Source organism: Companilactobacillus jidongensis, from assembly GCF_003946575.1.
Classification (GTDB): Bacteria; Bacillota; Bacilli; order Lactobacillales; family Lactobacillaceae; genus Companilactobacillus; species Companilactobacillus jidongensis.
The window spans coordinates 61,586-84,667 of sequence record NZ_RHOP01000002.1; the positions used below are offsets into that span (position 1 = coordinate 61,586).

Below are 23,082 nucleotides of genomic sequence, written 5' to 3' on the forward strand. Positions count from 1 at the left end.
ACAATACCAACAACAATAATACTTGGTATTGTTCCATAAGTCAATAATTATCCACAGGTTTTATTCATAAAATACCTGTTTCAAATAAAGCCCACTAGCCGGTGCCGTCCCGCGTGCCTCTTGACGGTCTTTTACTTCAAATAATCTCAAAAAATCATGAACGTCTCGTCTGCCATTACCAATTTCCAGTAATGTAGCAACAAGAATGCGCACCATATTATATAGGAAACCATTTCCGGTAAATTCAAAAACCAATTCATTTTCCGATTCTATATATTTTACCGTAGCTGAGTAGATTGTGCGAACTTTATTTTCAATTACTCCACCAGATGCCGCAAAACTTGTAAAATCATGCTCACCTTCAAGGTCTTTCAGCGCAACTTTGATCTTGTCCGCATCGATCGGATATTGATAATGACCTGTGTAAAACCGCTTAAAGGGATTAGTGTAATGGCCCAAGTCGACTCGATATTGATAAGTTTTTCGTTTTACACCAAAACGCGCATGAAAATTCTCGTCAACTATCTCAGAGTTTTCCACAATCACATCTAAAGGCATAAGTGAATTGATTGCCCTCAACATATTTTCAGCTGCCATATTCCCAGGATAATCAAAGTGAATAACTTGGCCTAACGCATGCACGCCAGCATCAGTTCTACCCGAACCATAGACTTCAACATGTGTACCTTTAGTCATTTTGGATAATGCCTTTTCCACTTCACCTTGAACTGTACGCATATCTGGCTGACGCTGAAAACCATGAAATTTGGTACCATCATAAGCAATGGTTAACTTATATCTTGTCATATTTAATAACTCCGAATAAATAATAAAATTACCGTGATCAGCAACATCACAATTGCTGCAACCGTATCACGTGTAGACCAACTCAGAACACGATATTTACTACGTCCCTCACCGTCTTTATATCCACGAGACTCCATGGCGATGGCCAAATCATAAGCAATCGAAAAACTACTGACAAATAGAGGAATCAAAATTGGTACGAAAGATTTGATCCGTTTGATCAATCCACCTTCACCAAAATCAACCCCACGTGCTCTTTGAGCATCCATGATCTTAGTTGTCTCATCGATCAATAGTGGCACGAACCTTAATGCAATCGACAACATCAAAGCAACTTGTGTTACTGGAAACTTGATAGCCTTTAACGGCTTTAAAATGCTCTCGATTGAATCAGAAATCTCGATAGGTGTCGTTGTCAATGTCAGTAAAGTTGAAACAAAAATAATCAGCACGAAACGTACAAAAATATATGCTGAGATAACCAATCCTTCTTTGGAAAGAGTCAGTATTCCAAAGCTCCACAGAGGATGTTGACTTGGAGTAAAGAACATCTGCAGCACAACTGTAAACAATATTAGCCAAAACATCGGTCGAAGTCCTCTAAGAAAGAAACCTAAATTGATTTTTGACAGATATACCGCAAATAAAACAAACAATAGCAAAAAGCCATAAGATGCAACATTGTTTGCTAAAAATACAATTCCAATAAAATAAAATGTAATCAAAAACTTTCCACGAGGATCAAGCCGATAGAGCAATGAATCCCCTGGTAAATATCTCCCAAGAATTAATTTGTTCATTTAATCACCATTAATTTGTCGTTTTATTTCAGTTGATAAGTCACTGATAGTTATAGGTAATTGATCGAAGTTAAAATACTTTTGTGATAACTTCTGTGCAAAAATCGCACTTTGGGGAAGTGTCAACATATCATCTGTTAATAACTTTTGATTGTTGAAAACTTCCATAGGTGTTCCTTCAGCAATTTTTTTACCATCATGCATAACTACTACTTCGTCTGCATAGTTGGCAACATCATCCATATTGTGTGTGATCAGAATAATAGTACGGCCCTCTGTTTGTAAATTCTTAAACAGATCCATTATTTCCTTGCGACCAACTGGGTCAAGTCCGGCTGTTGGCTCATCCAAAATAATTGTTTCCGGATGAGTTGCTAGAACTCCAGCAATTGCTACACGCCTCATCTGTCCACCTGATAGATCAAAAGGAGATTTGCTTAAATATTTTTCGTCCAAACCCACAAGTTTAATCATATCATGTGCAGCCGTCTTTGCATCCTCTTCAGAGACACCAAAATTCATCGGTCCAAACATAATATCTTTTTCCACAGTGTCTTCGAATAACTGACTTTCAGGAAATTGGAATACCATACCGACATTTTTGCGAAGTGACTTCAAATTCTTATTATTAGTTTCAGCGTTGATCTCCCTGTCGCCGACCATAATAGTCCCACTAGTAGGTTTCAATAGTGCGTTAATATGCCGTACTAAGGTTGACTTCCCACTACCTGTTTTACCGATAATTGCTGTGAACTTTTTATCTTTGATATCAACTGACACGTCATCCAGTCCCAAGGCTGCCAGAGGATTATTTGCTTCATATGCGTGCGTTACATGTTTGAAGATGATTTCCATATGCTTTTAACTAACTCCTCTTCATTTAAGTAGCCTTCAGGCAATTCTACAGTGTCTCTTAATGAGTTTGCCACTTGACTCGAAAACGGCTCCTCAAGTCCAAAATTGGTCAGCTCAGGGCCAAGATCGTAAATAGCTTTGGGATCAGAATCTTCCACAACTCTTCCATCATTTAAAACAACGATTCTTTCAGACAATTGTGTTTCTTCAATATCATGAGTGATCGAAATAATTGTGATCTCTTGCTCTTTGCGAAGACGCTTAATCAAATCCAGAACTGTCTTACGCCCATTAGGGTCTAGCATACTGGTAGACTCATCCATGATAATAATCTGTGGCTTGGTAGCCAGCACTCCAGCAATCGCTACACGCTGTTTTTGTCCACCTGAGAGAGATTGTGGATCACGTGTCTTATATGACTGCATGTCAACCATCTGTAGAGCTTGATCAACCTCTTTGATCATCTTATTGCGAGGTACACCCTGATTTTCTAAACCAAAAGCCACATCGTCCTCAACCGTTGCTCCAACGAATTGATGATCTGGATTTTGAAAAACTATTCCGATTTTTTCCCTAGCTTCCCAGATATTTTCTTCGTCTATGATTTGACCAGCTATTTCAATCGTACCTGAGTCACATTCAATTAGACCATCAATGAGTTTAGTAAGTGTAGATTTACCACTACCGTTCTTACCAACTATTGATAGCCATTCATTAGAATGAATATCTAATGAAAGATTATTGATTGCGGGAGCCTCTGAATCCGGATATGTATATGTTACATCTTTTATAGAAATTATATTCTCCAATTGTTTCTCCTCAATATCTGCTAGTTATATCATAGCGAAAAAAAGTGTTTTTGGGTAAAAAAAAATCATTCGACAAATTAGTGTTTCGTTTTACCGAAATCTCAGAGATAGACTTAGCTATTTTCATAACCATCATCTTAACACTCACTAATTCATCAGAATGACTGATTTTTAATAAACTTATTATTAAACTAATTCAATAATAACCATTGGAGCTGCGTCGCCACGGCGAGGGGCAGTCTTCAAAATACGTGTATATCCACCATTACGCTCTTGGTAACGAGGTGCAATATCACTAAACAACTTTTGAAGTGCTGATTGAATAACAACTGCATCGTCTTCTTCTGAAATGTTAGCAACTTCGTTTCTAACATATGCAGCAGCTTGACGACGAGCGTGAAGATCTCCACGCTTACCAAGGGTAATCATCTTTTCAGTTGTACGGCTGATTTCCTTAGCACGAGTTTCAGTTGTAACAATACGTTCATTAATGATTAAATCAGTAGTTAAATCACGTAACATTGCTTTTCTTTGAGAACTTGTACGTCCTAATTTACGGTAGCCCATGTCTATACCTCCTGTTTGAATTTCAGACTATTAGTCTTCTTGCCTTAATGACAATCCAAGATCAGCGAGCTTTTCTTTAACCTCAACTAATGACTTGCGTCCAAGATTACGAACTCTCATCATATCAGCCTCAGATTTTTCAGTTAGCTCTTGCACAGTATTAATACCGGCACGCTTCAAACAATTGTATGAACGAACTGATAAGTCCAATTCTTCAATTGTCATTTCAAGCTTCTTCTCTTTTTGTGTTTCTTCTTTTTCGATCATCATATCAGCGCTCTTAGCTTCTTCTGTAAGGTTTACAAAACTTGTTAAGTGTTCTGTAAGAATCTTAGCAGATAAACTAATAGCTTCTCTTGGTCCAATTGAACCATTTGTCCAGATATCAATTGTTAATTTGTCGAAGTCGTTTCTCTTACCCACACGAGTGTTTTCAACTTGATAGTTAACTTTATCTACTGGTGTAAAAATAGAGTCAACTGGCAAAACACCGATAGGTGTTTCATCTGTCTTATTTTGTTCTGCAGGAGTATATCCACGACCATTTTTAATTGTCATTTGCATGTGGAAGTGTCCACCCTCAGCAACAGTACAAATAAATTGTTCTGGATCGAGGATTTCCAAATCATCGTCAGCTTTGATGTCCTTTGCCGTTACAGTAGCAGGACCAACAACGTCGATTTCAGCTTTTAAACTGTCTTCAGCATAAGATTTTAGGTTTAAACCTTTAACGTTTAGCACAACTTGTGTAACGTCTTCGATCACACCATCAATAGCTGAGAATTCATGCAATACACCATCTATTTGAATATCTGAAACCGCTGTGCCGGGTAATGATGCCAATAGTACTCTACGTAGAGAGTTTCCTAAAGTTGTACCATAACCTCTTTCCAACGGTTCGATAATATACTTACCGTAATCATTGCTTTCTTCAACTGCAGTGATAGTTGGCTTTTCAAATTCGATCATTCGGTTAGTTCCCCTTTCAAAACGAAATGTGTGTAGCTTAGTTCATATGGGTATAAAACCATTCTATACACGACGACGCTTTGGAGGACGTGAGCCATTATGAGGAACTGGTGTGACGTCACGAATAGCTGTGATTTCCAATCCAGTAGCTTGTAATGAACGAATTGCAGCTTCACGACCTGAACCAGGACCCTTAACAGCTACTTCGACTGTTTTCATACCATGTTCCATTGATTCTTTAGCAGCTGCTTCACCAGCCATTTGTGCGGCAAATGGTGTTGATTTACGGCTTCCTTTGAATCCTAATGCACCGGCTGATGACCATGAAACGGCATTACCGTTAACATCAGTAATCATAACTAGTGTGTTGTTGAAAGTGGAGTGGATATGTGCAACACCAGATTCAATATGCTTCTTAGTACGGCGCTTACGACCTTTACTTTGTGCCATGAATTAACCTCCTATCTGTTAATTACTTCTTCTTACCCGCGATAGATACTTTCTTACCTTTACGAGTTCTTGCATTGTTCTTTGTGTTTTGACCTCTAACTGGTAAACCACGACGATGTCTCATTCCACGGTATGAACCAATTTCTTGTAGTCTCTTAATGTCCATGCTTACTGAACGACGTAAGTCACCTTCAACACGTACTTTGTCAACTTCTGCACGAATCTTATCTTCTTGATCAGGAGTTAAGTCTCTTGTACGTACGTCTTCAGAAACGCCGGCATCTTTTAGCACTTTTTGGGCTGTTGTATTACCAATACCAAAAATGTATGTTAAGGCAATAACGATTCTCTTATCACGAGGTAAATCTACACCTGCTATACGAGCCATTAATTGCACCTCCTATATTTTTATTATCCTTGTCTTTGTTTGTGCTTTGGATCTGCAGAGCAAATAACCATAACGCGACCGCGTCTCTTAATTACTTTACAGTGTTCGCACATAGGTTTAACGGATGGTCTTACTTTCATGTTGGAACCTCCATTCCATTAAAATCATATTATCTGTATCTATATGTAATTCTTCCCTTGGTTAAATCATAAGGGGATAATTCCACGGTAACTTTATCACCGGGTAAAATTCTAATGTAGTGCATACGGATTTTACCTGAGACATGGGCCAACACAGTTGCTCCATTTTCAAGCTTTACCTTAAACATTGCATTAGGCAATGTTTCTGAAATTGTACCTTCTACTTCAATGACATCTTCTTTTGCCAAAGATATTAACCTCCATCGGGATGAAATTCATCTGCATATACCGCAAGATTATACAATAATCTCACGAACATGTAAACAAATAAAAGTAAAAAGTCTTACAGACTTTGTAAAACTTTCTTTACTTCGTTATAAACTTCATCTATTTCTTGTTCACCATTGACCTTATGTAACAAGTTTAACTTGTCATAAAAATCAATTAATGGTGTATTCATTTCAATATTAACTTTTAATCTGTTCTTAACTGTTTCTGGTTTGTCATCCTCACGTTGGAAGAAATCATGTCCGCCACAGACGTCACACGTTCCTTCAACCTTAGTAGGATTGTAGATCTTATGGTACGTAGCTCCACATGTTGAACAAATATATCTTCCAGATAAACGATCAACTAATGCCTCAGGCTTTACATCTATGTAGATGACAGCATCTATAGGTTTGTTTACATTCTTTGCAATTGTCTGTAAAGCATTTGCCTGTTCAAGAGTTCTCGGAAATCCATCAAGCATATATCCATTCTTTTGAACGTCTTCCTTAGCTAAACGTTCTTCAACGATAGCTTCAGTAACGTCATCAGGAACTAACGCACCCTTGTCGATAAATCCTTTGGCTTTTAGACCAACTTCAGTTTTATCTGACATAGCTTGTCTGAACATATCTCCAGTAGAAATATGAACAACCTTAAAATCTTCAACAATCTTTTCAGCTTGAGTACCCTTACCAGCACCAGGTAATCCCATCAATACAATATTCATTGTCACATCTCCAATTATCTAATAAACCCAACGTATTCACGTTTCATCAATAGACCTCTCAATTGACGATCCATTTCTAGCGCAACACCAACGATGATCAACAAACTTGTACCACCTAATCCAATGGATTGAGGTAAGTTGAACAAGTTGGCAGCTAACAATGGAAGCAATGAGACAAGTCCTAGGAACACTGAACCAACAGTTGAAAGCTTCATTAGGACGCTTGACATGAACTTGATAGTCTCATTACCAGGCCATACACCAGGGATATAAGCTCCCTGCTTTTGCAAGTTTTCAGCAAGCTTCTCAGGATTTACTTGAACAAATGCATAGAAGAATGTGAATAACACAATCAACAATGTATATAGTAGAGATCCTGTTGTCGTTTGCATACTGAATATATTAGTTAATACTTGATACCATGTATCTTCACTATGATTTGCTTGGAACGCCATCAAAATTGTTTGAGGCGTAACAATAAATGAACTAGCGAAGATAACTGGAATAACACCAGCAACGTTAACTTTCAATGGTAGGAAACTTTCGCTACCACTTCCAGCTGCACGTCTTGTATATTGGATTGGAATTCTTCTATTTGCTTGTTGTACATATGTAACAAATAGTACAACCACCAAAATAGCAATGGTCAATCCGACCATGAATGCAATGTTCTTTGCGAGATCTGCAGAACTAGCATTTGTAATATTATCACGGTAAATTTGGTAAATTCCATTAGGGAATCTAGCAATAATACCAGCAAAAATAATTACTGAAACACCATTTCCAAGACCTTTATCAGTAATCTGTTCACCAATCCAAGTAAGCAACATAGTACCACCAGTTAAGATGACACCAATTGTTATAAATGCTCGCATGTTTGGTGACTTGACTAGTCCCAAACCACTCAATTGGTTAAATCCAGCAGTGATACCGATTGATTGAACAAAACCTAAAACAATCGTCAAATATCTCGTTACTTGATTTAATTTTCTACGACCAACTTCACCTTGTTTACTCCATTCAACAAATTTAGGAACAATATCCATCTGTAATAGTTGAACAACAATTTGAGCGGTAATGAATGGCGAAACACCCATTGAGAAAATAGAGTAGTTTGAAAGACCACCACCTGTTACGGTATCCAGTAGGGGAACTAACCCTGAGGAACCAACCTTGTCCATCGCAGCAGCGTTAACACCAGGGACCGTAATTTGTGATCCTAAACGATATATCACAAGTAACATCAAGGTAAATAGAATCTTTTTACGAATTTCCTTCACCTTTAGAGCATCTCTGATAGTTCTAAGCATTAGATCACCTCTACAGTTCCACCAGCAGCTTCGATTGCTTTAGTAGCAGCGTCAGAGCTTTTAGCAACTTTTACAGTTAACTTAGCACTAACTTCACCATTTGCAAGTAATTTGACACCGTTATATTCTTTCTTAACGATTCCAGCTTCTTTTAATGTAGCGATATTAACTTCAGCACCGTCATTAAACTTGCTTAGGTCTTTAAGGTTTACAATAGCGTATTCCTTGCGGTTGATATTGTAGAAACCACGTTTTGGCATACGACGGAACAATGGCATTTGTCCACCTTCAAAACCAATACGTGTTTTACCACCAGATCTAGCTAATTGACCTTTTTGTCCACGACCAGCAGTTTTACCTTGGCCACTTGAAGTACCACGACCTAGACGCTTTCTTGATTGTCTTGAGCCTGTACTTGGTTTAAGTTCGTTTAGTTCCATTATTGCACCTCCTAATCTTTAAAAATTATTAATCTTTAACTTCTTCGACACTTACTAAGTGAGCGATTTTAATTACAGCACCACGAATAGCAGGATCATCCGGCTTAACAACAGAACTATTAACTCTTCCGAGTCCTAGTTCTTTAACAATTGTGCGTTGAGCAGGAAGGCGGTGAGCTGCACTTCTAATAAGAGTAATCTTAAGTTTAGCCATTGTTACACACCTTTCTTCTAGTTAAGCAAGTTTTGAGCTGAGATTCCGCGCATTTCTGCAACACTTTCAGCAGTCTTGATTTCTTTTAGTCCTTCGATTGTAGCACGAATTACGTTAATTGGTGTATTTCTACCAAGTGATTTACTTGTAATATCACCAACACCAGCTAATTCGAGAACGGCACGAACAGCACCACCAGCGGCGATACCAGAACCTTCAACAGCTGGCTTCAACATGATCTTACCAGCACCGAATTTACCGATTACTTCGTGAGGAATTGTTGAACCTACCATAGGAACATTGATCAAGTTCTTTTTGGCATCTTCAACAGCTTTACGAATGGCTTCAGGAACTTCTTGAGCTTTACCTGTACCGAAACCGACGTGACCATTCTTGTCACCAACGATTACAATAGCAGCAAAACGTAGACGGCGTCCACCTTTAACAACCTTAGTAACACGGTTGATTGAGACAACGCGATCTTCTAGTTCGAATTGAGATGGATCGATATATGTCATAAATTTGGTTTCCTCCTTCTAGAATTTTAGCCCATTTTCACGAGCTGCTTCAGCAAGATTTTGTACACGACCATGGTATAGATATCCTCCACGATCAAATACAACATTACTGATCTTAGCTTCATTAGCTCTTTGTGCAACTAATGCACCAACAGCTTTAGCTTGTTCAACTTTTGAACCGTCTTTGACTTCTTTATCAAGAGTTGAGGCACTTGCTAGCGTTACACCCTTTACGTCATCAATTACTTGAGCGTAAATGTTTTTATTAGAACGGAATACATTTAAGCGTGGGCGCTCAGCAGTACCAGAGATTTTACCACGAACACGTTTTTGGCGCTTTTGACGTGCTTTGTTTTTATCTGGTTTTGAAATCACAATATTCACCTCATAGAATTATTTAGAACTATTTACCAGTCTTACCTTCTTTACGACGTACATATTCGTCAACATAACGAATACCTTTACCCTTATATGGTTCTGGGGGACGTACATCGCGAATTATAGCAGCAAATTGTCCAACCTTTTGCTTGCTAATTCCTGAAATATTGATTTCAGTATTTGAAGGTGATTCGATTTTGATACCTTTTGGTGCTTCCATAATAACAGGATGTGAGTAACCAACTGAAAGTGTTAATGTGTCACCTTTAACTTGTGCACGGTAACCAACACCTCTAAGTTCAAGCTTCTTTTCGAAACCTTCTGTTACACCAAGAACCATGTTGTTAAGGTTGGCACGCATAGTACCATGAAGAGCTTTGTCATTATCGTTTTCACGATCAAACTTAGCTTCGTTACCTTCAAGAGTTAACTTGATTTTTGAATTAAAGCGTCTTGTTAATTCACCCTTTGGGCCTTTAACAGTGATGTCTTCATCTTTTTGTGTAATTGTAACTCCTGCTGGGACTTCAATTACTTTATAGCCGATACGACTCAAATTAGTGCACCTCCTTGTCTTTTAAAAATTATTACCAGATGTAAGCAATTACTTCTCCACCCACGTGTTGTGCGCGAGCTTCTTTGTCAGTAATAACACCTTTTGATGTTGAAAGAATAGCGATACCTAATCCATTAAGAACCTTTGGTACGTTATCTGAATCAACATAACTACGCAAACCTGGTCTTGAAATACGTTTCAAGCCTGTGATAACGCGTTGTTGATCTTTACCATACTTAAGGAAAATACGAAGTACACCTTGTTTGTTATCTTCGATAACTTCGTAATCCTTGATAAATCCTTCATTCTTCAAAATCTCTGAGATGCTCTTCTTTATGTTTGAAGCAGGAACTTCTAGAGATTCATGTTTAACCATATTAGCGTTACGAATACGTGTTAGGTAATCCGCAATAGGATCTGTCATGACCATTAAATTTACCTCCTTATTAGTGTTGTTTCTACCAACTAGCTTTTCTCATGCCAGGGATTTGACCTTTATGAGCCAATTCGCGAAGGCAAACACGGCAAAGCTTAAATTTACGATATACAGAATGTGGACGACCACAGCGTTCGCAACGAGTATATGCTTGTGATGAGAACTTAGCAGGTCTATGATTCCGTACAATTTGAGATGTCTTAGCCAATGAATTTGACCTCCTTTATTATTTTGTGAATGGCATTCCGATTTGTGTTAATAGTTCACGTGATTCTTCATCAGTATTAGCTGTTGTTACAATAACAACGTCCAATCCACGAATCTTATTAACCTTATCGTAGTCAATTTCTGGGAAAACCAATTGTTCTTTAAGTCCTAGTGTGTAGTTACCACGGCCATCAAATGAGCGTGTACCAACACCACGGAAATCACGAACACGAGGTAATGCAATGTTAATCAACTTGTCAAGGAAGTCGTACATACGGTCACCACGAAGTGTAACCTTAGCACCGATTGACATACCTTCACGAAGTCTGAAACCAGCGATTGATTTCTTAGCCTTAGTGATCAAAGGTTTTTGACCAGCAATTTGGCCTAATTCTTCAACTGCTTCATCAAGATTCTTTGAGTTAGCAATTGCGTCACCAACACCCATGTTCAAAACAATCTTTTCGATCTTTGGTGTTTGCATAACTGATGTGTAATTGAATTTTTCCATCATTGATGGTGTAATTTCTTTTACATACATTTCTTTTAATGCATTAGCCATTTAGTTTTCTCCTTTCTTATTTATCTTCTTTTTTATCAGATGATTTACTTACTACTTTTACGTTAGTTACACTAATAGGTCTCTCAACGTCGATGATTCCACCTTGAGGTTGTGTATTAGTTGGCTTCGAGTGTTTCTTAACAACATTTACGCCTTCGACGATAACTTTATTGGCTGAAGGGATAGCTTGTTTAACTACGCCTTCTGTGCCTTTGCTATCACCAGAAATAATTTTAACGTTGTCTCCAGTTTTTACAAACACTATTCAGCACCTCCTGAGTTAAATTGATCTTTTTATAGCACTTCTGGTGCTAATGAGACGATCTTCATAAAATCGTTATCACGTAGTTCACGAGCAACGGGTCCGAAGATACGAGTTCCTCTAGGTGTCTTGTCAGCGTTAATAATAACCGCAGCGTTTTCGTCAAATCTGATGTATGAACCATCTGTACGGTGAGCACCGGACACTGTTCTTACGATAACGGCTTTAACAACGTCACCTTTTTTAACAACGCCACCTGGTGTTGCTTGTTTGACAGTAGCAACAATGACGTCACCGATATTAGCTACCCTGCGGTTTGAACCACCAAGAACTTTAATAGTTAGAATTTCACGAGCTCCAGAGTTATCTGCAACTTTTAGACGACTTTCTTGTTGAATCACTTCTTGGTCCTCCTCTCATCAGTAATTGTTTCTAGATAATAACTGCTTTTTCGACGATTTCTAATAAACGGAAGCGCTTTGTCTTTGACAAAGGTCGAGTTTCCATGATACGTACAACATCGCCAATCTTTGCTTCGTTCTTTTCATCTTGAACGTAGAACTTCTTTGAATATCTAACACGCTTCTTGTATACAGGGTGGTTCTTGTATGTTTCAACAACAACTACGATAGTTTTGTCCATCTTGTCTGATACAACGCGGCCTTGATATACCTTACGGCTATTACGGCTTTCTTGTGTTTCGCTCAACTTGAGATCTCCCTTCCTGTTTATTAGTTTTCGTTATTCTTTTGATTTTGAACAGTTCTTAATCTTGCAATGTTTTTTCTTACAGCCTTAAGACGAGCTGTGTTTTCCAATTGGCCTGTGGCTTGTTGGAAACGCAAGTTGAATAGTTCTTCTTTATATTCGTTAACTTTATCTTGCAATTGAGCAGCAGTTAGCTCTTTGATTTCACTAGCCTTCATCAGCGCCACCTACTTCCTCACGTTTTACGAACTTAGTTCTAACTGGTAATTTGTGAGATGCAAGTCTCAATGCTTCACGGGCAACATCTTCTGGAACGCCACCGATTTCGAATAAGACTTTTTCACGCTTTACAGGAGCAACCCAACCAGCAGGTGCACCTTTACCATTACCCATACGAACTCCGACACCTTTTGCAGTGTATGATTTATGAGGGAAGATTTTAATCCAAACCTTACCACCACGCTTCATGTAACGAGTCATAGCAACACGGGCTGCTTCAATTTGTCTATTTGAGATCCAGCTTGAGTCAAGTGACTTCAAACCGTAATCACCAAAATCAACATTCTTACCACCCTTAGCTTCTCCGCGCATCTTGCCACGGAATTCACGACGGTGTTTTACACGTTTTGGTACTAGCATAGATTATTCTCCTTTCCCTTCAGTATTTTCTTGGTTATGTTTTGGCTTGTCAGGAAGAATTTCACCACGGTAGATCCAAGTTTTAACACCTAAATTACCATATGTTGTGGCTGCTTCAACCCAAGCATAGTCAATATCTGCACGTAATGTGTGTAGAGGAACAGTTCCCTCTGTATGCCATTCTCTACGAGCCATATCGGCACCGTTTAAACGACCAGAGATTTGAACCTTGATACCCTTTGCACCGGCACGTCTTGAACGTTGAACGGCTTGACGTTGTGCACGTCTAAATGCAATACGAGCTTCTAGTTGACGAGCAATGTTCTCACCAACAAGTTTTGCATCCAAATCAGGTTTCTTGATTTCGATAATATTAATATGAATGTTTCTGTTAACTAATTTGTTTAGTTGGTTACGTAATTTTTCAACTTCAGATCCACCCTTACCGATGACCATACCAGGTTTAGCTGTATGAATTGAAACTGTAACGTTCTTTGCAGTACGTTCGATTTCGATTCTTGATACGGAAGCATTTGATAAATTGTCTTCAATATACTTACGAATCTTAAGGTCTTCATGTAAAAATGTTGAAAAGTCTTTTTCTGCATACCATTTGGCATCCCAGTCACGGATAACACCAACACGGAATCCGACTGGATTAATCTTTTGACCCACTCAAGTTACCTCCAATACTAATCTTTTAAATACTAGTCTTTTTCACTTACAACAACTGTAATGTGACTTGTTCTCTTGTTAATTGGTGATGCTGAACCTTTAGCTCTAGGACGGAAACGTTTTAGAGTTGGTCCTTCGTCTACGAAAGCTTCGCTAACGAATAAGTTTTGTGCATCTAAATCAAAGTTATGTTCTGCGTTTGCAATTGCTGACTTAAGAGCTTTGGCAATAATTGGAGAGCCTGCTCTTGGTGTGAATTGCAAAATTGCAAGTGCTTCAGCAGCGTTCTTACCTCTTATTAAATCAATAACAAGGCGAACTTTGCGAGCTGCAATACGAACATTCGTCACTCTGGCTGTTGCAGATGTAATTTCTTGTTCTGCCATCTTTTAAGTCTCCCTTCTTATTACTTAGCTACTGTTTTCTTATCGTCAGTACCATGACCATGGAATGTACGTGTTGGTACGAATTCGCCCAACTTGTGTCCAACCATATCTTCTTGGATATAAACTGGAACGTGCTTACGACCATCATGAACTGCGATTGTGTATCCTACGAAACTAGGAAAAATTGTTGAACGTCTTGACCATGTCTTAATAACTGACTTCTTTTCAGAATCTGCTTGAGCATCGATCTTCTTTAAAAGATGTGCGTCTGCGAATGGTCCCTTTTTTAAACTACGACTCATCTTATGTCCTCCTTATATTATTCTAACGAAATAACTACTTACCTTTTCTGTGACGAACGATAAGCTTTTCAGATTTGGCATGTGATGAACGAGTCTTCTTACCCAAGGTCTTCTTACCCCATGGTGACATTGGTGATGGATGACCGATAGGTGCTTTACCTTCACCACCACCGTGTGGGTGATCGTTAGGGTTCATAACTGATCCACGAACTGTTGGTCTAAATCCTTGCCAACGTTTACGTCCAGCTTTACCAATCTTGATTAACTCATGTTGTTCATTACCAATGGCACCAATACTTGCGCGGCAAGCTGAAAGTACCATACGTACTTCACCTGAAGGTAAACGTAATAGTGAATACTTACCATCTCTACCTAGTAATTGGATTGAAGTACCAGCAGAACGTCCTAGTTGACCACCCTTACCAGGTTTCATTTCTACGTTATGTAGAATTGTACCAACTGGAATGTTTTCTAGTGGAAGTGCATTACCGGGTTTGATATCTGCATCAACACCTGATTCAACAACTTGTCCAACTTCAAGACCCTTAGGAGCTAAGATATATGCTTTAACACCATCTGAGTAGTGTAGTAGTGCAATATTAGCTGTACGGTTAGGATCGTATTCAATAGCTTTAACTGTAGCTTTAACACCGTCTTTAATACGTTTGAAATCAATAATACGGTATTTTTGTTTGTGACCACCGCCACGGTGACGAACTGTAATATGACCGTAAGAATTACGACCGGCTGTATGGCTTTGTGATTCTAGAAGTGTCTTTTCAGGAGTTGTCTTTGTGATCTCTGAAAAGTCAGAACCTGTCATATTACGACGACCATTTGTGGTTGGCTTATACTTGATAATCGCCATTATTTGACCTCCTTATTTATTCTTCATCAAAAATTTTAATTTCGTCTGAATCAGCTGTAAGTGTGATGATAGCCTTACGACGTCTTGCTGTTTTACCAACGTAACGACCTTGGCGCTTCTTCTTACCAGCAACATTCATAATGTTTACTTTTTTAACTTTAACACCGAAAACTTCTTCAATAGATTGGCGTACAAGTACTTTGTTTGCATCAAGTGCAACATCAAAAGTATATTTCTTGTCGCTCATAGCATCCATTGAGCTTTCAGTGATAACTGGGCGAATAATTACGTCTCTTGCGCTCATTATCCAAGCACCTCCTCAATCTTAGAAAGTGCTGCTTGTGTAACAACTAACTTCTTAGCGTTAATAACGTCAAGAACGTTAACACCTTCTGGTGCAACAACTGTAACTTTATCAATGTTTCTTGCTGATAAAGCAACGTTGTCATTACCATCTTCAAGTACTACTAAAGCTTTGTCAGCACCTAACTTATTAAGCAATTGAGCAAAGTTCTTTGTACTTGGTTTGTCGTATGAAATTGAGTCAATAACGATTAGGTTACCGTCAGCAGCTTTTTGTGAAAGTACAGACTTCAATGCCAAACGGCCAACCTTCTTAGGAAGGTGATATGAATATGATCTAGGAGTTGGGCCGAATACGACACCACCACCTACCCATTGAGGTGATCTGATAGAACCTTGACGAGCACGTCCTGTACCTTTTTGACGCCATGGCTTCTTACCACCACCACGTACTTCAGAGCGGTTTTTAACATCATGTGTACCTTGTCTTAATGAGGCACGTTGCATGATAACTGCATCTGTGACTACGCTGTTGTTTGGTTCGATACCAAAGATTGAATCATTTGCTTCAACAGTACCGTTTTCAGCACCGCTATCTTTGTAAGCTGTGATTTTTGTCATAACTCATTTCCTCCTTCCTATTTTTGATTAGCTTTAATAGCTGTTTGAATTTTAACTAGTGAGTTTTTTGCACCAGGTACATTACCCTTAATCATAATTGCATTACGATCTGCATCAACTTTAACAACAGTTAAGTTTTGTGTAGTTACGCGATTGTTACCCATGTTTCCGGGAAGCATCTTACCTTTAAATACACGGTTGATGATGGCACCCATTGAACCTGCGATACGGTGATATCTAGAACCGTGAGTCTCAGGACCTCGAGCTTGTCCAAACATCTTAATGTTACCTTGCATTCCATGTCCCTTTGTTGTACCTGTAACGTCGACAACATCACCAGAATTAAATGAATCTACTGAAACTTCTCCACCTAATTCATAGTCTCCCATTTCAACATCGCGGAATTCGCGAATGTAATGCTTAGGAGTTGTGTTTGCCTTATCTGCATGACCTTTGGCTGGTTTGTTTGATAGAACTTCGCGTCTATCTTCAAAACCTAGTTGAACGGCCTCATAACCGTCAGTTTCTACTGTTTTAACTTGCATAACAACATTTGGTGTTGCTTCTACAACTGTAACGGGAACTAATTCACCGTTATCAGTGAAAACTTGAGTCATTCCGACTTTTTTACCAAGAATTCCTTTTCTGGCCATGTTTGCACCTCCAATAATTTATTTTTGATAATTATAATTTAATTTCGATATCTACGCCTGATGGTAGATCTAGCTTCATTAATGAATCAACTGTCTTAGGTGATGGATTAACGATATCAATAAGTCTTTTATGTGTACGCATTTCGAATTGTTCTCTAGAATCCTTGTGCTTATGTGGTGAACTCAACACTGTATATAGTGAACGTTCTGTTGGCAAAGGAATTGGACCTGAAATCTTAGCACCAGTTCTTTTTGCTGTTTCCACAATTTTGTCAGCTGATTGATCTAGAATACGATGTTCATAAGCCTTCAAACGAATGCGAATCTTTTGACTTGCCATGGGGTTACCTCCTTTTTGTCTCTTTCAAGATGACCGGCTCCGTGAAAATATCCGCCAGCCCTGCCGTGGCAAAGCGGCCGGGTGTGTCGCAACCTCTCACTTCTAAACCGTCGATATTATTTATTAATACCTCTAAGCACATACTTCTACTAGAAATAAGCACTCTTATAATAATACACGCCGTCTTCTCATATTTCAAGAGTTTTCACATTTTTTTTGAATTTGAAATACGTTTTCTTTATATAGAAGAAACATGACTTTTTTTGTAAATAAAAAAGCAAATCCAAATGGATTTGCTTTTAATTTAATGCTATTACTTTTCTTCAGCGTTTCCGCCATTCTTTTTAATAATATCAGCTTGAATTGACTTAGGAACTTTTTCGTAATGATCAAAGACCATTGTGAAAGTACCACGTCCTTGAGTAGCTGAACGAAGTGTTGTGGCATAACCAAACATCTCTGAAAGTGGAACGAATGAATTAACAAGTTGTGCATTACCACGAGCTTCCATTCCTTCAACACGTCCACGACGAGCTGTGATTTGGCCCATAACATCACCAAGGTAATCTTCTGGAGCAACAACTTCAACCTTCATAATAGGTTCAAGAATTACAGCACCGGCAGACTTAGCAGCGTTACGTAAAGCAATTGAAGCAGCAATCTTGAAGGCAGCTTCTGATGAATCGACTTCGTGATATGAACCATCATATAACTTAGCTTTAACATCAATCAAAGGATAACCAGCAAGAACACCGTTTGCCATTGATTCTTTCAAACCTTGTTCAACTGAAGGAATATACTCACGAGGAACAACACCACCGACGATAGCATCTTCGAACTCGAAGCCTTTTCCTTCTTCATTTGGTGTAAATTCAACCCATACGTCACCGTATTGACCTTTACCACCAGATTGACGAACGAACTTACCTTGTGCACTTGTTGACTTAGTGAATGTTTCACGATAAGCAACTTGTGGTTCACCAACTTTACATGCGACCTTAAATTCACGTTTCATACGGTCAACCATGATATCCAAGTGTAATTCACCCATTCCGGCAATTAATGTTTCACCAGTTTCAGGATTTGTTTCAGATTGGAAAGTTGGATCTTCTTCAGAAAGTTTTTGGATAGCGATATCCATCTTGTCTCTATCTTCCTTTGAATCAGGTTCGATAGAAACTTGGATAACTGGATCTGGAATATCCAATGATTCAAGAATCAATGGATCATCAGGATCTGTAAGTGAGTCACCAGTTGTAGTATTCTTCAAACCGATAACAGCAGCGATATCACCTGAGAATACTTCTGGGATTTCCTTACGGTGGTTAGAATGCATTTGTAGCAAACGACCAACACGTTCACGTTTGTCTTTTGAAGCATTAAGAACGTATGAACCTGATTCCAATGTTCCTCTATATACACGAATGTATGTTAGACGACCAACGAATGGGTCAGTAGCAATCTTAAATGCCAAACCAGCAAATGGTTTTGTATCATCAGCCATAAGTTCAACTTGGCTATCATCCTTAGGATCTGTAGCGTTGTATGGACGAACTTCAAGTGGTGATGGTAAGTAATCAACAACGGCATCCATTAACATTTGAACACCCTTGTTCTTGAAGGCAGAACCTGCAAGTACAGGGAAGAATTTCAATGCAATAGTAGCTTTTCTGATTGCTGTACGTAATTCATCATTGCTAATTTCAGTGCCATCAAGGTATTTCTCCATGATGTCATCATCAACATCAGCAACTGATTCAACTAATTCAGCACGTTTTTCTTTTGCTTTTTCTAAGTATTCGTCAGGGACATCAACTGTATCCCACTTTGTACCTAATTCATCTTCGTCATATAGATCGGCTTTCATTTCGATCAAGTCGATAACACCTTCGAAGTTGTCTTCAGCACCAATAGGCATTTGAACAGCATGTGCGTTAGCATCTAGTCTGTCATGAAGTGTTTGAACTGAGTAGTCAAAGTTAGCACCGATTTTATCCATCTTGTTAACGAAAACAATACGGGGAACACTATAGTTTGTAGCTTGACGCCAAACATTTTCAGTTTGAGGTTCAACACCTGATTGAGCATCAAGAACTGTAATAGAACCATCTAGAACACGTAGTGAACGTTCAACTTCCATTGTGAAGTCAACGTGTCCTGGAGTATCAATAATATTGATACGGTTACCTTTCCATTCAGCAGTTGTAGCAGCTGATGTGATGGTAATACCACGTTCTTGTTCTTGGGCCATCCAGTCCATTTGTGAAGCACCATCATGTGTTTCACCAATTTTGTGAATCTTACCAGTATAGTACAAAATACGTTCTGTAGTTGTAGTTTTACCAGCATCGATATGAGCCATGATACCAATGTTACGAGTATCTTCTAGTGGGAATTCACGTTTATTAGCCATTAAACTTTGTTTCTCCTCTCAATTTATTATTAATTACCAACGATAATGAGCAAATGCACGGTTAGCATCAGCCATCTTATGTGTATCTTCACGTTTCTTAACAGCTGCACCTGTGTTGTTAGCTGCATCCATAATTTCATTTGCTAGACGTGCGTCCATTGTATGTTCACCACGTAGACGAGCATAACTAACGATCCAGCGAAGACCTAATGTTGTACGACGATCTGGACGTACTTCAATAGGAATTTGGTAGTTAGAACCACCGATACGGCGAGCCTTAACTTCAAGAACAGGCATAACATTGTTCATGGCTTCTTCGAAGACATCCAATGGTTCGTTGCCAGTCTTATCTTTAATAATGTCAAATGCACGGTAGAGAATTGATGAAGCAGTTCCTCTCTTACCATCGTACATTAAATGATTGATCAAACGTGTAACTAACTTTGAGTTGTACATTGGATCAGGTAATACATCGCGTTTTGGAGCGCTACCTTTACGCATATTAAATTCCTCCGTTATTACTTATTTCTTTGTTTGTGATTAAATTATTTCTTAGGCTTCTTAGCACCATATTTTGAACGGCTTTGCATACGTCCATCAACACCGGCAGTATCTAAAGCACCACGAACAACGTGATAACGAACACCAGGTAGATCCTTTACACGTCCACCACGGACAAGGACAACACTATGCTCTTGCAAGTTGTGACCAACACCTGGGATATATGCTGTGATTTCGATAAGGTTTGATAGTCTAACACGGGCATACTTACGTAGGGCTGAGTTAGGCTTCTTTGGTGTCATTGTTCCGACACGAGTTGCTACACCACGTTTTTGTGGTGCTGGGTTCTTTGTAGCAACTTTCTTCATACTGTTGTAACCGTAGTTCAATGCAGGGGCATTTGATTTTGACCCTTGTGACTTGCGGCCTTTACGTACCAATTGATTAATTGTAGGCATTCAAGGTTCCTCCTAAAAATTTAAGTACACACATCCAGGTGGTTCATAATTTTGTAAAATAATAAACCACCTGGGTGGCATACGATATGAGCTTATACTTAAACAAACTACTACTCTGCTAATAAAAGCACGTCTACTAGAATATCATCTAAAAAAGTACATGTCAATGAAGTATCAAAGAAAAGATTCAAATAAAACACGTAATTTAGTTTGAGGTGATAAAAATGACATACTTATTTAATTTAGTAGTATTTGTCCTAGGTTCCAGTATAGTCTCATTTTTGACGGTTATCGCACATGATTTTCCAAAAATCCAATTAAATCGGCGTTCACAGTGCAATAATTGCCAGAATATTTTAAGTTGGTATGAGCTTATACCAATTTTTAGTTTCATACTAACCGGTGGAAATTGTAAAAAATGTAATTTTGATATTCCCATAATGTATCCCATAACGGAAACTATCGGTGGATTATACTTAATAGTAGTTTTAATCAAAGATAAAGATATTTACTTTGCCATTCCACTTATGATAATGCTGGTTACACTTAGTTTCATGGATTATTTTTATGGATATATCTACCCTGTCTGTTATGCTCTAATCTTGCCAACTTTCATTTATGCATTACTGCACGGATATCCATTGTATTTCATCACTGGAATATTGACTTACAGTGCATTATTTTTGATGAATCATTTCTATCAAAGCATTGGGCTGGGTGATGTTGAACTCTTAGGACTTCTAGCCATTCTATTTGGTTATGAAGATATTTTAAAAATAATTCTGATCTCCTGTTTGTTATGTATTATTCATTATTTTGGCAATAAAAAAAGATCATTTAGATTTATTCCTTACATCACTGCAGCAACGGGAATAGTCTATCTGATCTCATAATTATTTAAACCGGTAATATTCTTTGTAACTTGAGCCAATTCAGGCACATGCTCCACCATTTTGCATCAGCATAATTCACATATGAACCTTCTCCAGGATCCTCAGTAATATGAGTTGCCAAGGACAATCCATGACGTCCGGTTGCGAACAAATGCAACTCATACGGCAATCCTAATAAATCCATCTTCTGTGCATAAACAATCGAGTTCATAACAGGAACCGTTTCATCACTAACAGTTTGCCAAATGAAAGTCGGTTTAGAGTTTTTTGTCAGATGCTCCTGAGTCTGCCAATAAAAAATATCTGGGCTGATTTTTGTTGCCTCATCGACACTATCAGGATATCCCATTGTTAAATCGATTACCGAATAACTCAAAATAGTAGCACACGGTTCAACTTCTATTGGTTCATCAAATATTTCATCACGTGTTTCCGGATCAGTCATCAATGAATTGTAATTAGCAACGATATGTCCTCCAGCCGAAAATCCAATTAAAAAAACCTTATCCAAATCTATTTGATGTAATTCTGCCTGACTTTTGATCCAGTTCAACGTCACTGCCGTCTCTTGTAAGGATATTGGATAGATGGGTTTGCCATCATTTATTAGTTTGTAATGCAAAACTATAGCGTGAATTCCTGCCGCGGCGAACTTAAGCGCAATTGGCTGTGCTTCACGATCAGAATGAAACGTGAAACCTCCTCCTGGAAAAATAATTACCAACGGATGCTTGACTTCAGATGTAAAATCACTGATTGGATCCAGCCAATATGTATCTATATCAAATTTAACATTCTTATAGAACAATTTTTGTGTATTCATAAGAAACATCTCCTTGGACGTTTATCAAAAGCACTATAGAAGATTGATCGACTTCAACCAATTCATTCCTAGCTCCCACCAATTTGCTACAAAACTATTCAAATGTAATTCATTACCTGGTTGTTGCGTGAAATAAGTTCCTAGCGACAAGCCATGTTTGCCAAATAAAAGTCGGTTTAGCATCTGTTGTTAAATGTTCTTGCGCTTGCCAAAACAATTCATCAGATGTGACTGCTAAACGATGAACTTCAGTTCGCGGATAGCCAGCGGTTAAATCAATAACTGGATAACATAAAAAATTAGCAGCTGGTAACACGTTCACTTCATCAATCATAACCTTATTTTGTGAAGTTTTATTTGTCATAATCGAATTGAAATTAGCAACCACATGTCCTCCGGCCGAGAATCCCACTAAAACTATCCGATTTAAATCAGTCTGATGTACTTCAGATTGACTTTGTAACCAATTCAATACTGTTGCAGTCTCTTGTAAAGCTAGTGGATAAACTGGTGTATTATTTTCAATCAATTGATAGTGCAATACTATCGCATGAAAGCCTTCTGATGCAAACTTCAAAGCAATTGGTTGTGCTTCTCGATCTGTTTGAAAAGTAAATCTTCCACCGGGAAAAATAATTACTACTGGGTGTTTAACTACGGTTGTAAAATCATTAATTGGATCTAACCAATACTTATCTATTTCAAAACTATGATTCTCGTACATTAATTTTTGTTTATCCATGATGTTCCCTCTCAGCAACATGTTTATACATCTATTCTAAACTTAATTGTTTATTTTGCCATTATATTTAATTATTAATAATAATTAAATGG

At 38.3% G+C, this 23,082-nt stretch carries 39 protein-coding genes; 1 reads left to right on the forward strand and 38 read right to left on the reverse strand.

Annotated features, from left to right (window positions below):
- Positions 1 to 60: 60 nt before the first annotated feature.
- The 36 genes from truA to rpsL form a co-directional block, all read right to left on the reverse strand.
- A complete protein-coding gene (gene truA, locus EKM68_RS01575; protein ID WP_125587924.1) occupies positions 61 to 807 on the reverse strand; it encodes a tRNA pseudouridine(38-40) synthase TruA in 747 nt (248 codons plus the stop codon).
- Between the two features lie 2 nt (positions 808 to 809).
- The gene (locus EKM68_RS01580; protein ID WP_125587925.1) at positions 810 to 1,607 is read right to left on the reverse strand and encodes an energy-coupling factor transporter transmembrane component T family protein; all 798 of its coding nucleotides are present in this window, start codon (positions 1,605 to 1,607) and stop codon (positions 810 to 812) included.
- A complete protein-coding gene (locus tag EKM68_RS01585) occupies positions 1,608 to 2,462 on the reverse strand; it encodes an energy-coupling factor ABC transporter ATP-binding protein (RefSeq protein WP_125587926.1) in 855 nt (284 codons plus the stop codon).
- Positions 2,438 to 3,271 (reverse strand): energy-coupling factor transporter ATPase, encoded by an 834-nt coding sequence (locus EKM68_RS01590; RefSeq protein WP_125587927.1) that lies wholly within the window; start codon positions 3,269 to 3,271, stop codon positions 2,438 to 2,440. The genes EKM68_RS01585 and EKM68_RS01590 overlap by 25 nt, the downstream gene beginning before the upstream one ends.
- 186 nt (positions 3,272 to 3,457) lie before the next feature.
- Positions 3,458 to 3,838 (reverse strand): 50S ribosomal protein L17, encoded by a 381-nt coding sequence (rplQ, locus tag EKM68_RS01595; RefSeq protein ID WP_125587928.1) that lies wholly within the window; start codon positions 3,836 to 3,838, stop codon positions 3,458 to 3,460.
- 30 nt (positions 3,839 to 3,868) lie between these two features.
- Positions 3,869 to 4,807, reverse strand: coding sequence for a DNA-directed RNA polymerase subunit alpha (locus tag EKM68_RS01600; protein WP_125587929.1), 939 nt, complete (start codon positions 4,805 to 4,807; stop codon positions 3,869 to 3,871).
- Positions 4,808 to 4,870: 63 nt separating this feature from the next.
- Entirely contained in the window at positions 4,871 to 5,257 is a 387-nt protein-coding gene (gene rpsK / locus EKM68_RS01605; RefSeq protein ID WP_025023834.1) for a 30S ribosomal protein S11, read from the reverse strand.
- A 22-nt stretch (positions 5,258 to 5,279) separates the two neighbouring features.
- Entirely contained in the window at positions 5,280 to 5,645 is a 366-nt protein-coding gene (gene rpsM, locus EKM68_RS01610; protein ID WP_125587930.1) for a 30S ribosomal protein S13, read from the reverse strand.
- Between the two features lie 23 nt (positions 5,646 to 5,668).
- Positions 5,669 to 5,785: a 50S ribosomal protein L36 gene (gene rpmJ, locus EKM68_RS01615; RefSeq protein WP_010018546.1), complete on the reverse strand. Its 117-nt coding sequence runs from the start codon at positions 5,783 to 5,785 to the stop codon at positions 5,669 to 5,671.
- Between the two features lie 29 nt (positions 5,786 to 5,814).
- Positions 5,815 to 6,033, reverse strand: coding sequence for a translation initiation factor IF-1 (gene infA / locus EKM68_RS01620; protein WP_010018544.1), 219 nt, complete (start codon positions 6,031 to 6,033; stop codon positions 5,815 to 5,817).
- Positions 6,034 to 6,128: 95 nt separating this feature from the next.
- Complete coding sequence (locus EKM68_RS01625) at positions 6,129 to 6,782, reverse strand: adenylate kinase (protein ID WP_025023836.1); 654 nt, start codon at positions 6,780 to 6,782, stop codon at positions 6,129 to 6,131.
- Between the two features lie 14 nt (positions 6,783 to 6,796).
- On the reverse strand, positions 6,797 to 8,092 hold the full coding sequence (gene secY / locus EKM68_RS01630) for a preprotein translocase subunit SecY (RefSeq protein WP_125587931.1): 1,296 nt from the start codon (positions 8,090 to 8,092) through the stop codon (positions 6,797 to 6,799).
- On the reverse strand, positions 8,092 to 8,532 hold the full coding sequence (rplO, locus tag EKM68_RS01635) for a 50S ribosomal protein L15 (RefSeq protein ID WP_125587932.1): 441 nt from the start codon (positions 8,530 to 8,532) through the stop codon (positions 8,092 to 8,094). The genes secY and rplO overlap by 1 nt, the downstream gene beginning before the upstream one ends.
- A 28-nt stretch (positions 8,533 to 8,560) precedes the next feature.
- On the reverse strand, positions 8,561 to 8,746 hold the full coding sequence (rpmD, locus tag EKM68_RS01640; protein ID WP_025023839.1) for a 50S ribosomal protein L30: 186 nt from the start codon (positions 8,744 to 8,746) through the stop codon (positions 8,561 to 8,563).
- Positions 8,747 to 8,763: 17 nt separating this feature from the next.
- Positions 8,764 to 9,264 (reverse strand): 30S ribosomal protein S5, encoded by a 501-nt coding sequence (gene rpsE, locus EKM68_RS01645; protein WP_025023840.1) that lies wholly within the window; start codon positions 9,262 to 9,264, stop codon positions 8,764 to 8,766.
- Positions 9,265 to 9,282: 18 nt separating this feature from the next.
- Positions 9,283 to 9,648, reverse strand: a complete 366-nt coding sequence (gene rplR / locus EKM68_RS01650) for a 50S ribosomal protein L18 (protein ID WP_318530712.1) — start codon at positions 9,646 to 9,648, stop codon at positions 9,283 to 9,285.
- A 19-nt stretch (positions 9,649 to 9,667) separates the two neighbouring features.
- Positions 9,668 to 10,198: a 50S ribosomal protein L6 gene (gene rplF / locus EKM68_RS01655; RefSeq protein WP_125587934.1), complete on the reverse strand. Its 531-nt coding sequence runs from the start codon at positions 10,196 to 10,198 to the stop codon at positions 9,668 to 9,670.
- Positions 10,199 to 10,229: 31 nt separating this feature from the next.
- On the reverse strand, positions 10,230 to 10,628 hold the full coding sequence (gene rpsH, locus EKM68_RS01660) for a 30S ribosomal protein S8 (protein WP_125587935.1): 399 nt from the start codon (positions 10,626 to 10,628) through the stop codon (positions 10,230 to 10,232).
- A 28-nt stretch (positions 10,629 to 10,656) separates the two neighbouring features.
- Positions 10,657 to 10,842, reverse strand: coding sequence for a type Z 30S ribosomal protein S14 (locus tag EKM68_RS01665; RefSeq protein WP_025023844.1), 186 nt, complete (start codon positions 10,840 to 10,842; stop codon positions 10,657 to 10,659).
- Between the two features lie 18 nt (positions 10,843 to 10,860).
- Positions 10,861 to 11,403 carry a 50S ribosomal protein L5 gene (gene rplE, locus EKM68_RS01670; RefSeq protein ID WP_025023845.1) on the reverse strand — a complete coding sequence of 181 codons (543 nt, stop codon included), beginning with the start codon at positions 11,401 to 11,403 and terminating at the stop codon, positions 10,861 to 10,863.
- A gap of 16 nt (positions 11,404 to 11,419) precedes the next feature.
- Complete coding sequence (rplX, locus tag EKM68_RS01675) at positions 11,420 to 11,665, reverse strand: 50S ribosomal protein L24 (protein ID WP_056979757.1); 246 nt, start codon at positions 11,663 to 11,665, stop codon at positions 11,420 to 11,422.
- Positions 11,666 to 11,697: 32 nt separating this feature from the next.
- Positions 11,698 to 12,066 (reverse strand): 50S ribosomal protein L14, encoded by a 369-nt coding sequence (rplN, locus tag EKM68_RS01680; protein WP_125587936.1) that lies wholly within the window; start codon positions 12,064 to 12,066, stop codon positions 11,698 to 11,700.
- 31 nt (positions 12,067 to 12,097) lie between these two features.
- Complete coding sequence (gene rpsQ / locus EKM68_RS01685) at positions 12,098 to 12,373, reverse strand: 30S ribosomal protein S17 (protein WP_125568053.1); 276 nt, start codon at positions 12,371 to 12,373, stop codon at positions 12,098 to 12,100.
- A 23-nt stretch (positions 12,374 to 12,396) separates the two neighbouring features.
- A complete protein-coding gene (rpmC, locus tag EKM68_RS01690; protein ID WP_025023849.1) occupies positions 12,397 to 12,591 on the reverse strand; it encodes a 50S ribosomal protein L29 in 195 nt (64 codons plus the stop codon).
- A complete protein-coding gene (gene rplP / locus EKM68_RS01695; protein WP_125587937.1) occupies positions 12,581 to 13,012 on the reverse strand; it encodes a 50S ribosomal protein L16 in 432 nt (143 codons plus the stop codon). Before rplP ends, rpmC begins: the two co-directional genes overlap by 11 nt.
- A 3-nt stretch (positions 13,013 to 13,015) precedes the next feature.
- Positions 13,016 to 13,687 (reverse strand): 30S ribosomal protein S3, encoded by a 672-nt coding sequence (gene rpsC / locus EKM68_RS01700; RefSeq protein ID WP_125587938.1) that lies wholly within the window; start codon positions 13,685 to 13,687, stop codon positions 13,016 to 13,018.
- Between the two features lie 32 nt (positions 13,688 to 13,719).
- Complete coding sequence (gene rplV / locus EKM68_RS01705; protein ID WP_125587939.1) at positions 13,720 to 14,073, reverse strand: 50S ribosomal protein L22; 354 nt, start codon at positions 14,071 to 14,073, stop codon at positions 13,720 to 13,722.
- Between the two features lie 20 nt (positions 14,074 to 14,093).
- Positions 14,094 to 14,375, reverse strand: coding sequence for a 30S ribosomal protein S19 (gene rpsS, locus EKM68_RS01710; RefSeq protein WP_125587940.1), 282 nt, complete (start codon positions 14,373 to 14,375; stop codon positions 14,094 to 14,096).
- A gap of 34 nt (positions 14,376 to 14,409) precedes the next feature.
- A complete protein-coding gene (gene rplB, locus EKM68_RS01715; protein ID WP_125587941.1) occupies positions 14,410 to 15,243 on the reverse strand; it encodes a 50S ribosomal protein L2 in 834 nt (277 codons plus the stop codon).
- 16 nt (positions 15,244 to 15,259) lie between these two features.
- Positions 15,260 to 15,547 (reverse strand): 50S ribosomal protein L23, encoded by a 288-nt coding sequence (gene rplW / locus EKM68_RS01720; protein ID WP_125587942.1) that lies wholly within the window; start codon positions 15,545 to 15,547, stop codon positions 15,260 to 15,262.
- Positions 15,547 to 16,167, reverse strand: coding sequence for a 50S ribosomal protein L4 (gene rplD / locus EKM68_RS01725; RefSeq protein WP_025023856.1), 621 nt, complete (start codon positions 16,165 to 16,167; stop codon positions 15,547 to 15,549). Before rplD ends, rplW begins: the two co-directional genes overlap by 1 nt.
- A 17-nt stretch (positions 16,168 to 16,184) precedes the next feature.
- Positions 16,185 to 16,820, reverse strand: a complete 636-nt coding sequence (rplC, locus tag EKM68_RS01730) for a 50S ribosomal protein L3 (protein ID WP_125587943.1) — start codon at positions 16,818 to 16,820, stop codon at positions 16,185 to 16,187.
- Positions 16,821 to 16,851: 31 nt separating this feature from the next.
- The gene (gene rpsJ / locus EKM68_RS01735) at positions 16,852 to 17,160 is read right to left on the reverse strand and encodes a 30S ribosomal protein S10 (protein WP_025023858.1); all 309 of its coding nucleotides are present in this window, start codon (positions 17,158 to 17,160) and stop codon (positions 16,852 to 16,854) included.
- A gap of 313 nt (positions 17,161 to 17,473) precedes the next feature.
- Positions 17,474 to 19,573 (reverse strand): elongation factor G, encoded by a 2,100-nt coding sequence (gene fusA, locus EKM68_RS01740; protein ID WP_125587944.1) that lies wholly within the window; start codon positions 19,571 to 19,573, stop codon positions 17,474 to 17,476.
- A gap of 33 nt (positions 19,574 to 19,606) precedes the next feature.
- Positions 19,607 to 20,074, reverse strand: a complete 468-nt coding sequence (rpsG, locus tag EKM68_RS01745) for a 30S ribosomal protein S7 (RefSeq protein WP_025023860.1) — start codon at positions 20,072 to 20,074, stop codon at positions 19,607 to 19,609.
- A gap of 44 nt (positions 20,075 to 20,118) precedes the next feature.
- Positions 20,119 to 20,532, reverse strand: coding sequence for a 30S ribosomal protein S12 (rpsL, locus tag EKM68_RS01750; RefSeq protein WP_076613697.1), 414 nt, complete (start codon positions 20,530 to 20,532; stop codon positions 20,119 to 20,121).
- Between the two features lie 224 nt (positions 20,533 to 20,756).
- Here rpsL and EKM68_RS01755 point away from each other — a divergent pair, with 224 nt between their 5' ends.
- Positions 20,757 to 21,425, forward strand: coding sequence for a prepilin peptidase (locus tag EKM68_RS01755; protein ID WP_125587945.1), 669 nt, complete (start codon positions 20,757 to 20,759; stop codon positions 21,423 to 21,425).
- A gap of 4 nt (positions 21,426 to 21,429) precedes the next feature.
- Here EKM68_RS01755 and EKM68_RS01760 read toward each other — a convergent pair whose 3' ends face one another.
- Together EKM68_RS01760 and EKM68_RS01765 are read right to left on the reverse strand one after the other, a co-directional pair.
- Complete coding sequence (locus EKM68_RS01760) at positions 21,430 to 22,248, reverse strand: alpha/beta hydrolase (protein ID WP_125587946.1); 819 nt, start codon at positions 22,246 to 22,248, stop codon at positions 21,430 to 21,432.
- 112 nt (positions 22,249 to 22,360) lie between these two features.
- On the reverse strand, positions 22,361 to 22,990 hold the full coding sequence (locus EKM68_RS01765) for an alpha/beta hydrolase (protein ID WP_225422942.1): 630 nt from the start codon (positions 22,988 to 22,990) through the stop codon (positions 22,361 to 22,363).
- Between the last annotated feature and the right edge of the window lie 92 nt (positions 22,991 to 23,082).

Coding starts and splice junctions, on each gene's coding strand:
- EKM68_RS01580 (WP_125587925.1), bottom strand. CDS start 1,607: ATGAACAAATTAATTCTTGGGAGATATTTACCAGGGGATTCATTGCTC.
- EKM68_RS01625 (WP_025023836.1), bottom strand. CDS start 6,782: ATGAATATTGTATTGATGGGATTACCTGGTGCTGGTAAGGGTACTCAA.
- EKM68_RS01765 (WP_225422942.1), bottom strand. CDS start 22,990: ATGGATAAACAAAAATTAATGTACGAGAATCATAGTTTTGAAATAGAT.
- rpsJ (WP_025023858.1), bottom strand. CDS start 17,160: ATGGCAAGTCAAAAGATTCGCATTCGTTTGAAGGCTTATGAACATCGT.
- secY (WP_125587931.1), bottom strand. CDS start 8,092: ATGCTTAGAACTATCAGAGATGCTCTAAAGGTGAAGGAAATTCGTAAA.
- EKM68_RS01600 (WP_125587929.1), bottom strand. CDS start 4,807: ATGATCGAATTTGAAAAGCCAACTATCACTGCAGTTGAAGAAAGCAAT.
- rpsE (WP_025023840.1), bottom strand. CDS start 9,264: ATGACATATATCGATCCATCTCAATTCGAACTAGAAGATCGCGTTGTC.
- rplO (WP_125587932.1), bottom strand. CDS start 8,532: ATGGAACTAAACGAACTTAAACCAAGTACAGGCTCAAGACAATCAAGA.
- rplP (WP_125587937.1), bottom strand. CDS start 13,012: ATGCTAGTACCAAAACGTGTAAAACACCGTCGTGAATTCCGTGGCAAG.
- truA (WP_125587924.1), bottom strand. CDS start 807: ATGACAAGATATAAGTTAACCATTGCTTATGATGGTACCAAATTTCAT.
- rplV (WP_125587939.1), bottom strand. CDS start 14,073: ATGGCAGAACAAGAAATTACATCTGCAACAGCCAGAGTGACGAATGTT.
- rplB (WP_125587941.1), bottom strand. CDS start 15,243: ATGGCGATTATCAAGTATAAGCCAACCACAAATGGTCGTCGTAATATG.
- rplD (WP_025023856.1), bottom strand. CDS start 16,167: ATGACAAAAATCACAGCTTACAAAGATAGCGGTGCTGAAAACGGTACT.
- rpsH (WP_125587935.1), bottom strand. CDS start 10,628: ATGGTCATGACAGATCCTATTGCGGATTACCTAACACGTATTCGTAAC.
- rpsL (WP_076613697.1), bottom strand. CDS start 20,532: ATGCCTACAATTAATCAATTGGTACGTAAAGGCCGCAAGTCACAAGGG.
- rpsK (WP_025023834.1), bottom strand. CDS start 5,257: ATGGCACAAAGTAAAGGTCGTAAGCGCCGTACTAAGAAGCATATTGAA.
- EKM68_RS01760 (WP_125587946.1), bottom strand. CDS start 22,248: ATGAATACACAAAAATTGTTCTATAAGAATGTTAAATTTGATATAGAT.
- rplC (WP_125587943.1), bottom strand. CDS start 16,820: ATGGCCAGAAAAGGAATTCTTGGTAAAAAAGTCGGAATGACTCAAGTT.
- rpsG (WP_025023860.1), bottom strand. CDS start 20,074: ATGCGTAAAGGTAGCGCTCCAAAACGCGATGTATTACCTGATCCAATG.
- rpmJ (WP_010018546.1), bottom strand. CDS start 5,785: ATGAAAGTAAGACCATCCGTTAAACCTATGTGCGAACACTGTAAAGTA.
- fusA (WP_125587944.1), bottom strand. CDS start 19,573: ATGGCTAATAAACGTGAATTCCCACTAGAAGATACTCGTAACATTGGT.
- EKM68_RS01585 (WP_125587926.1), bottom strand. CDS start 2,462: ATGGAAATCATCTTCAAACATGTAACGCACGCATATGAAGCAAATAAT.
- EKM68_RS01755 (WP_125587945.1), top strand. CDS start 20,757: ATGACATACTTATTTAATTTAGTAGTATTTGTCCTAGGTTCCAGTATA.
- rpmC (WP_025023849.1), bottom strand. CDS start 12,591: ATGAAGGCTAGTGAAATCAAAGAGCTAACTGCTGCTCAATTGCAAGAT.
- rpsM (WP_125587930.1), bottom strand. CDS start 5,645: ATGGCTCGTATAGCAGGTGTAGATTTACCTCGTGATAAGAGAATCGTT.
- rplE (WP_025023845.1), bottom strand. CDS start 11,403: ATGGCTAATGCATTAAAAGAAATGTATGTAAAAGAAATTACACCATCA.
- rplQ (WP_125587928.1), bottom strand. CDS start 3,838: ATGGGCTACCGTAAATTAGGACGTACAAGTTCTCAAAGAAAAGCAATG.
- rpmD (WP_025023839.1), bottom strand. CDS start 8,746: ATGGCTAAACTTAAGATTACTCTTATTAGAAGTGCAGCTCACCGCCTT.
- rpsS (WP_125587940.1), bottom strand. CDS start 14,375: ATGAGTCGTAGTTTAAAAAAGGGACCATTCGCAGACGCACATCTTTTA.
- rplW (WP_125587942.1), bottom strand. CDS start 15,547: ATGAGCGCAAGAGACGTAATTATTCGCCCAGTTATCACTGAAAGCTCA.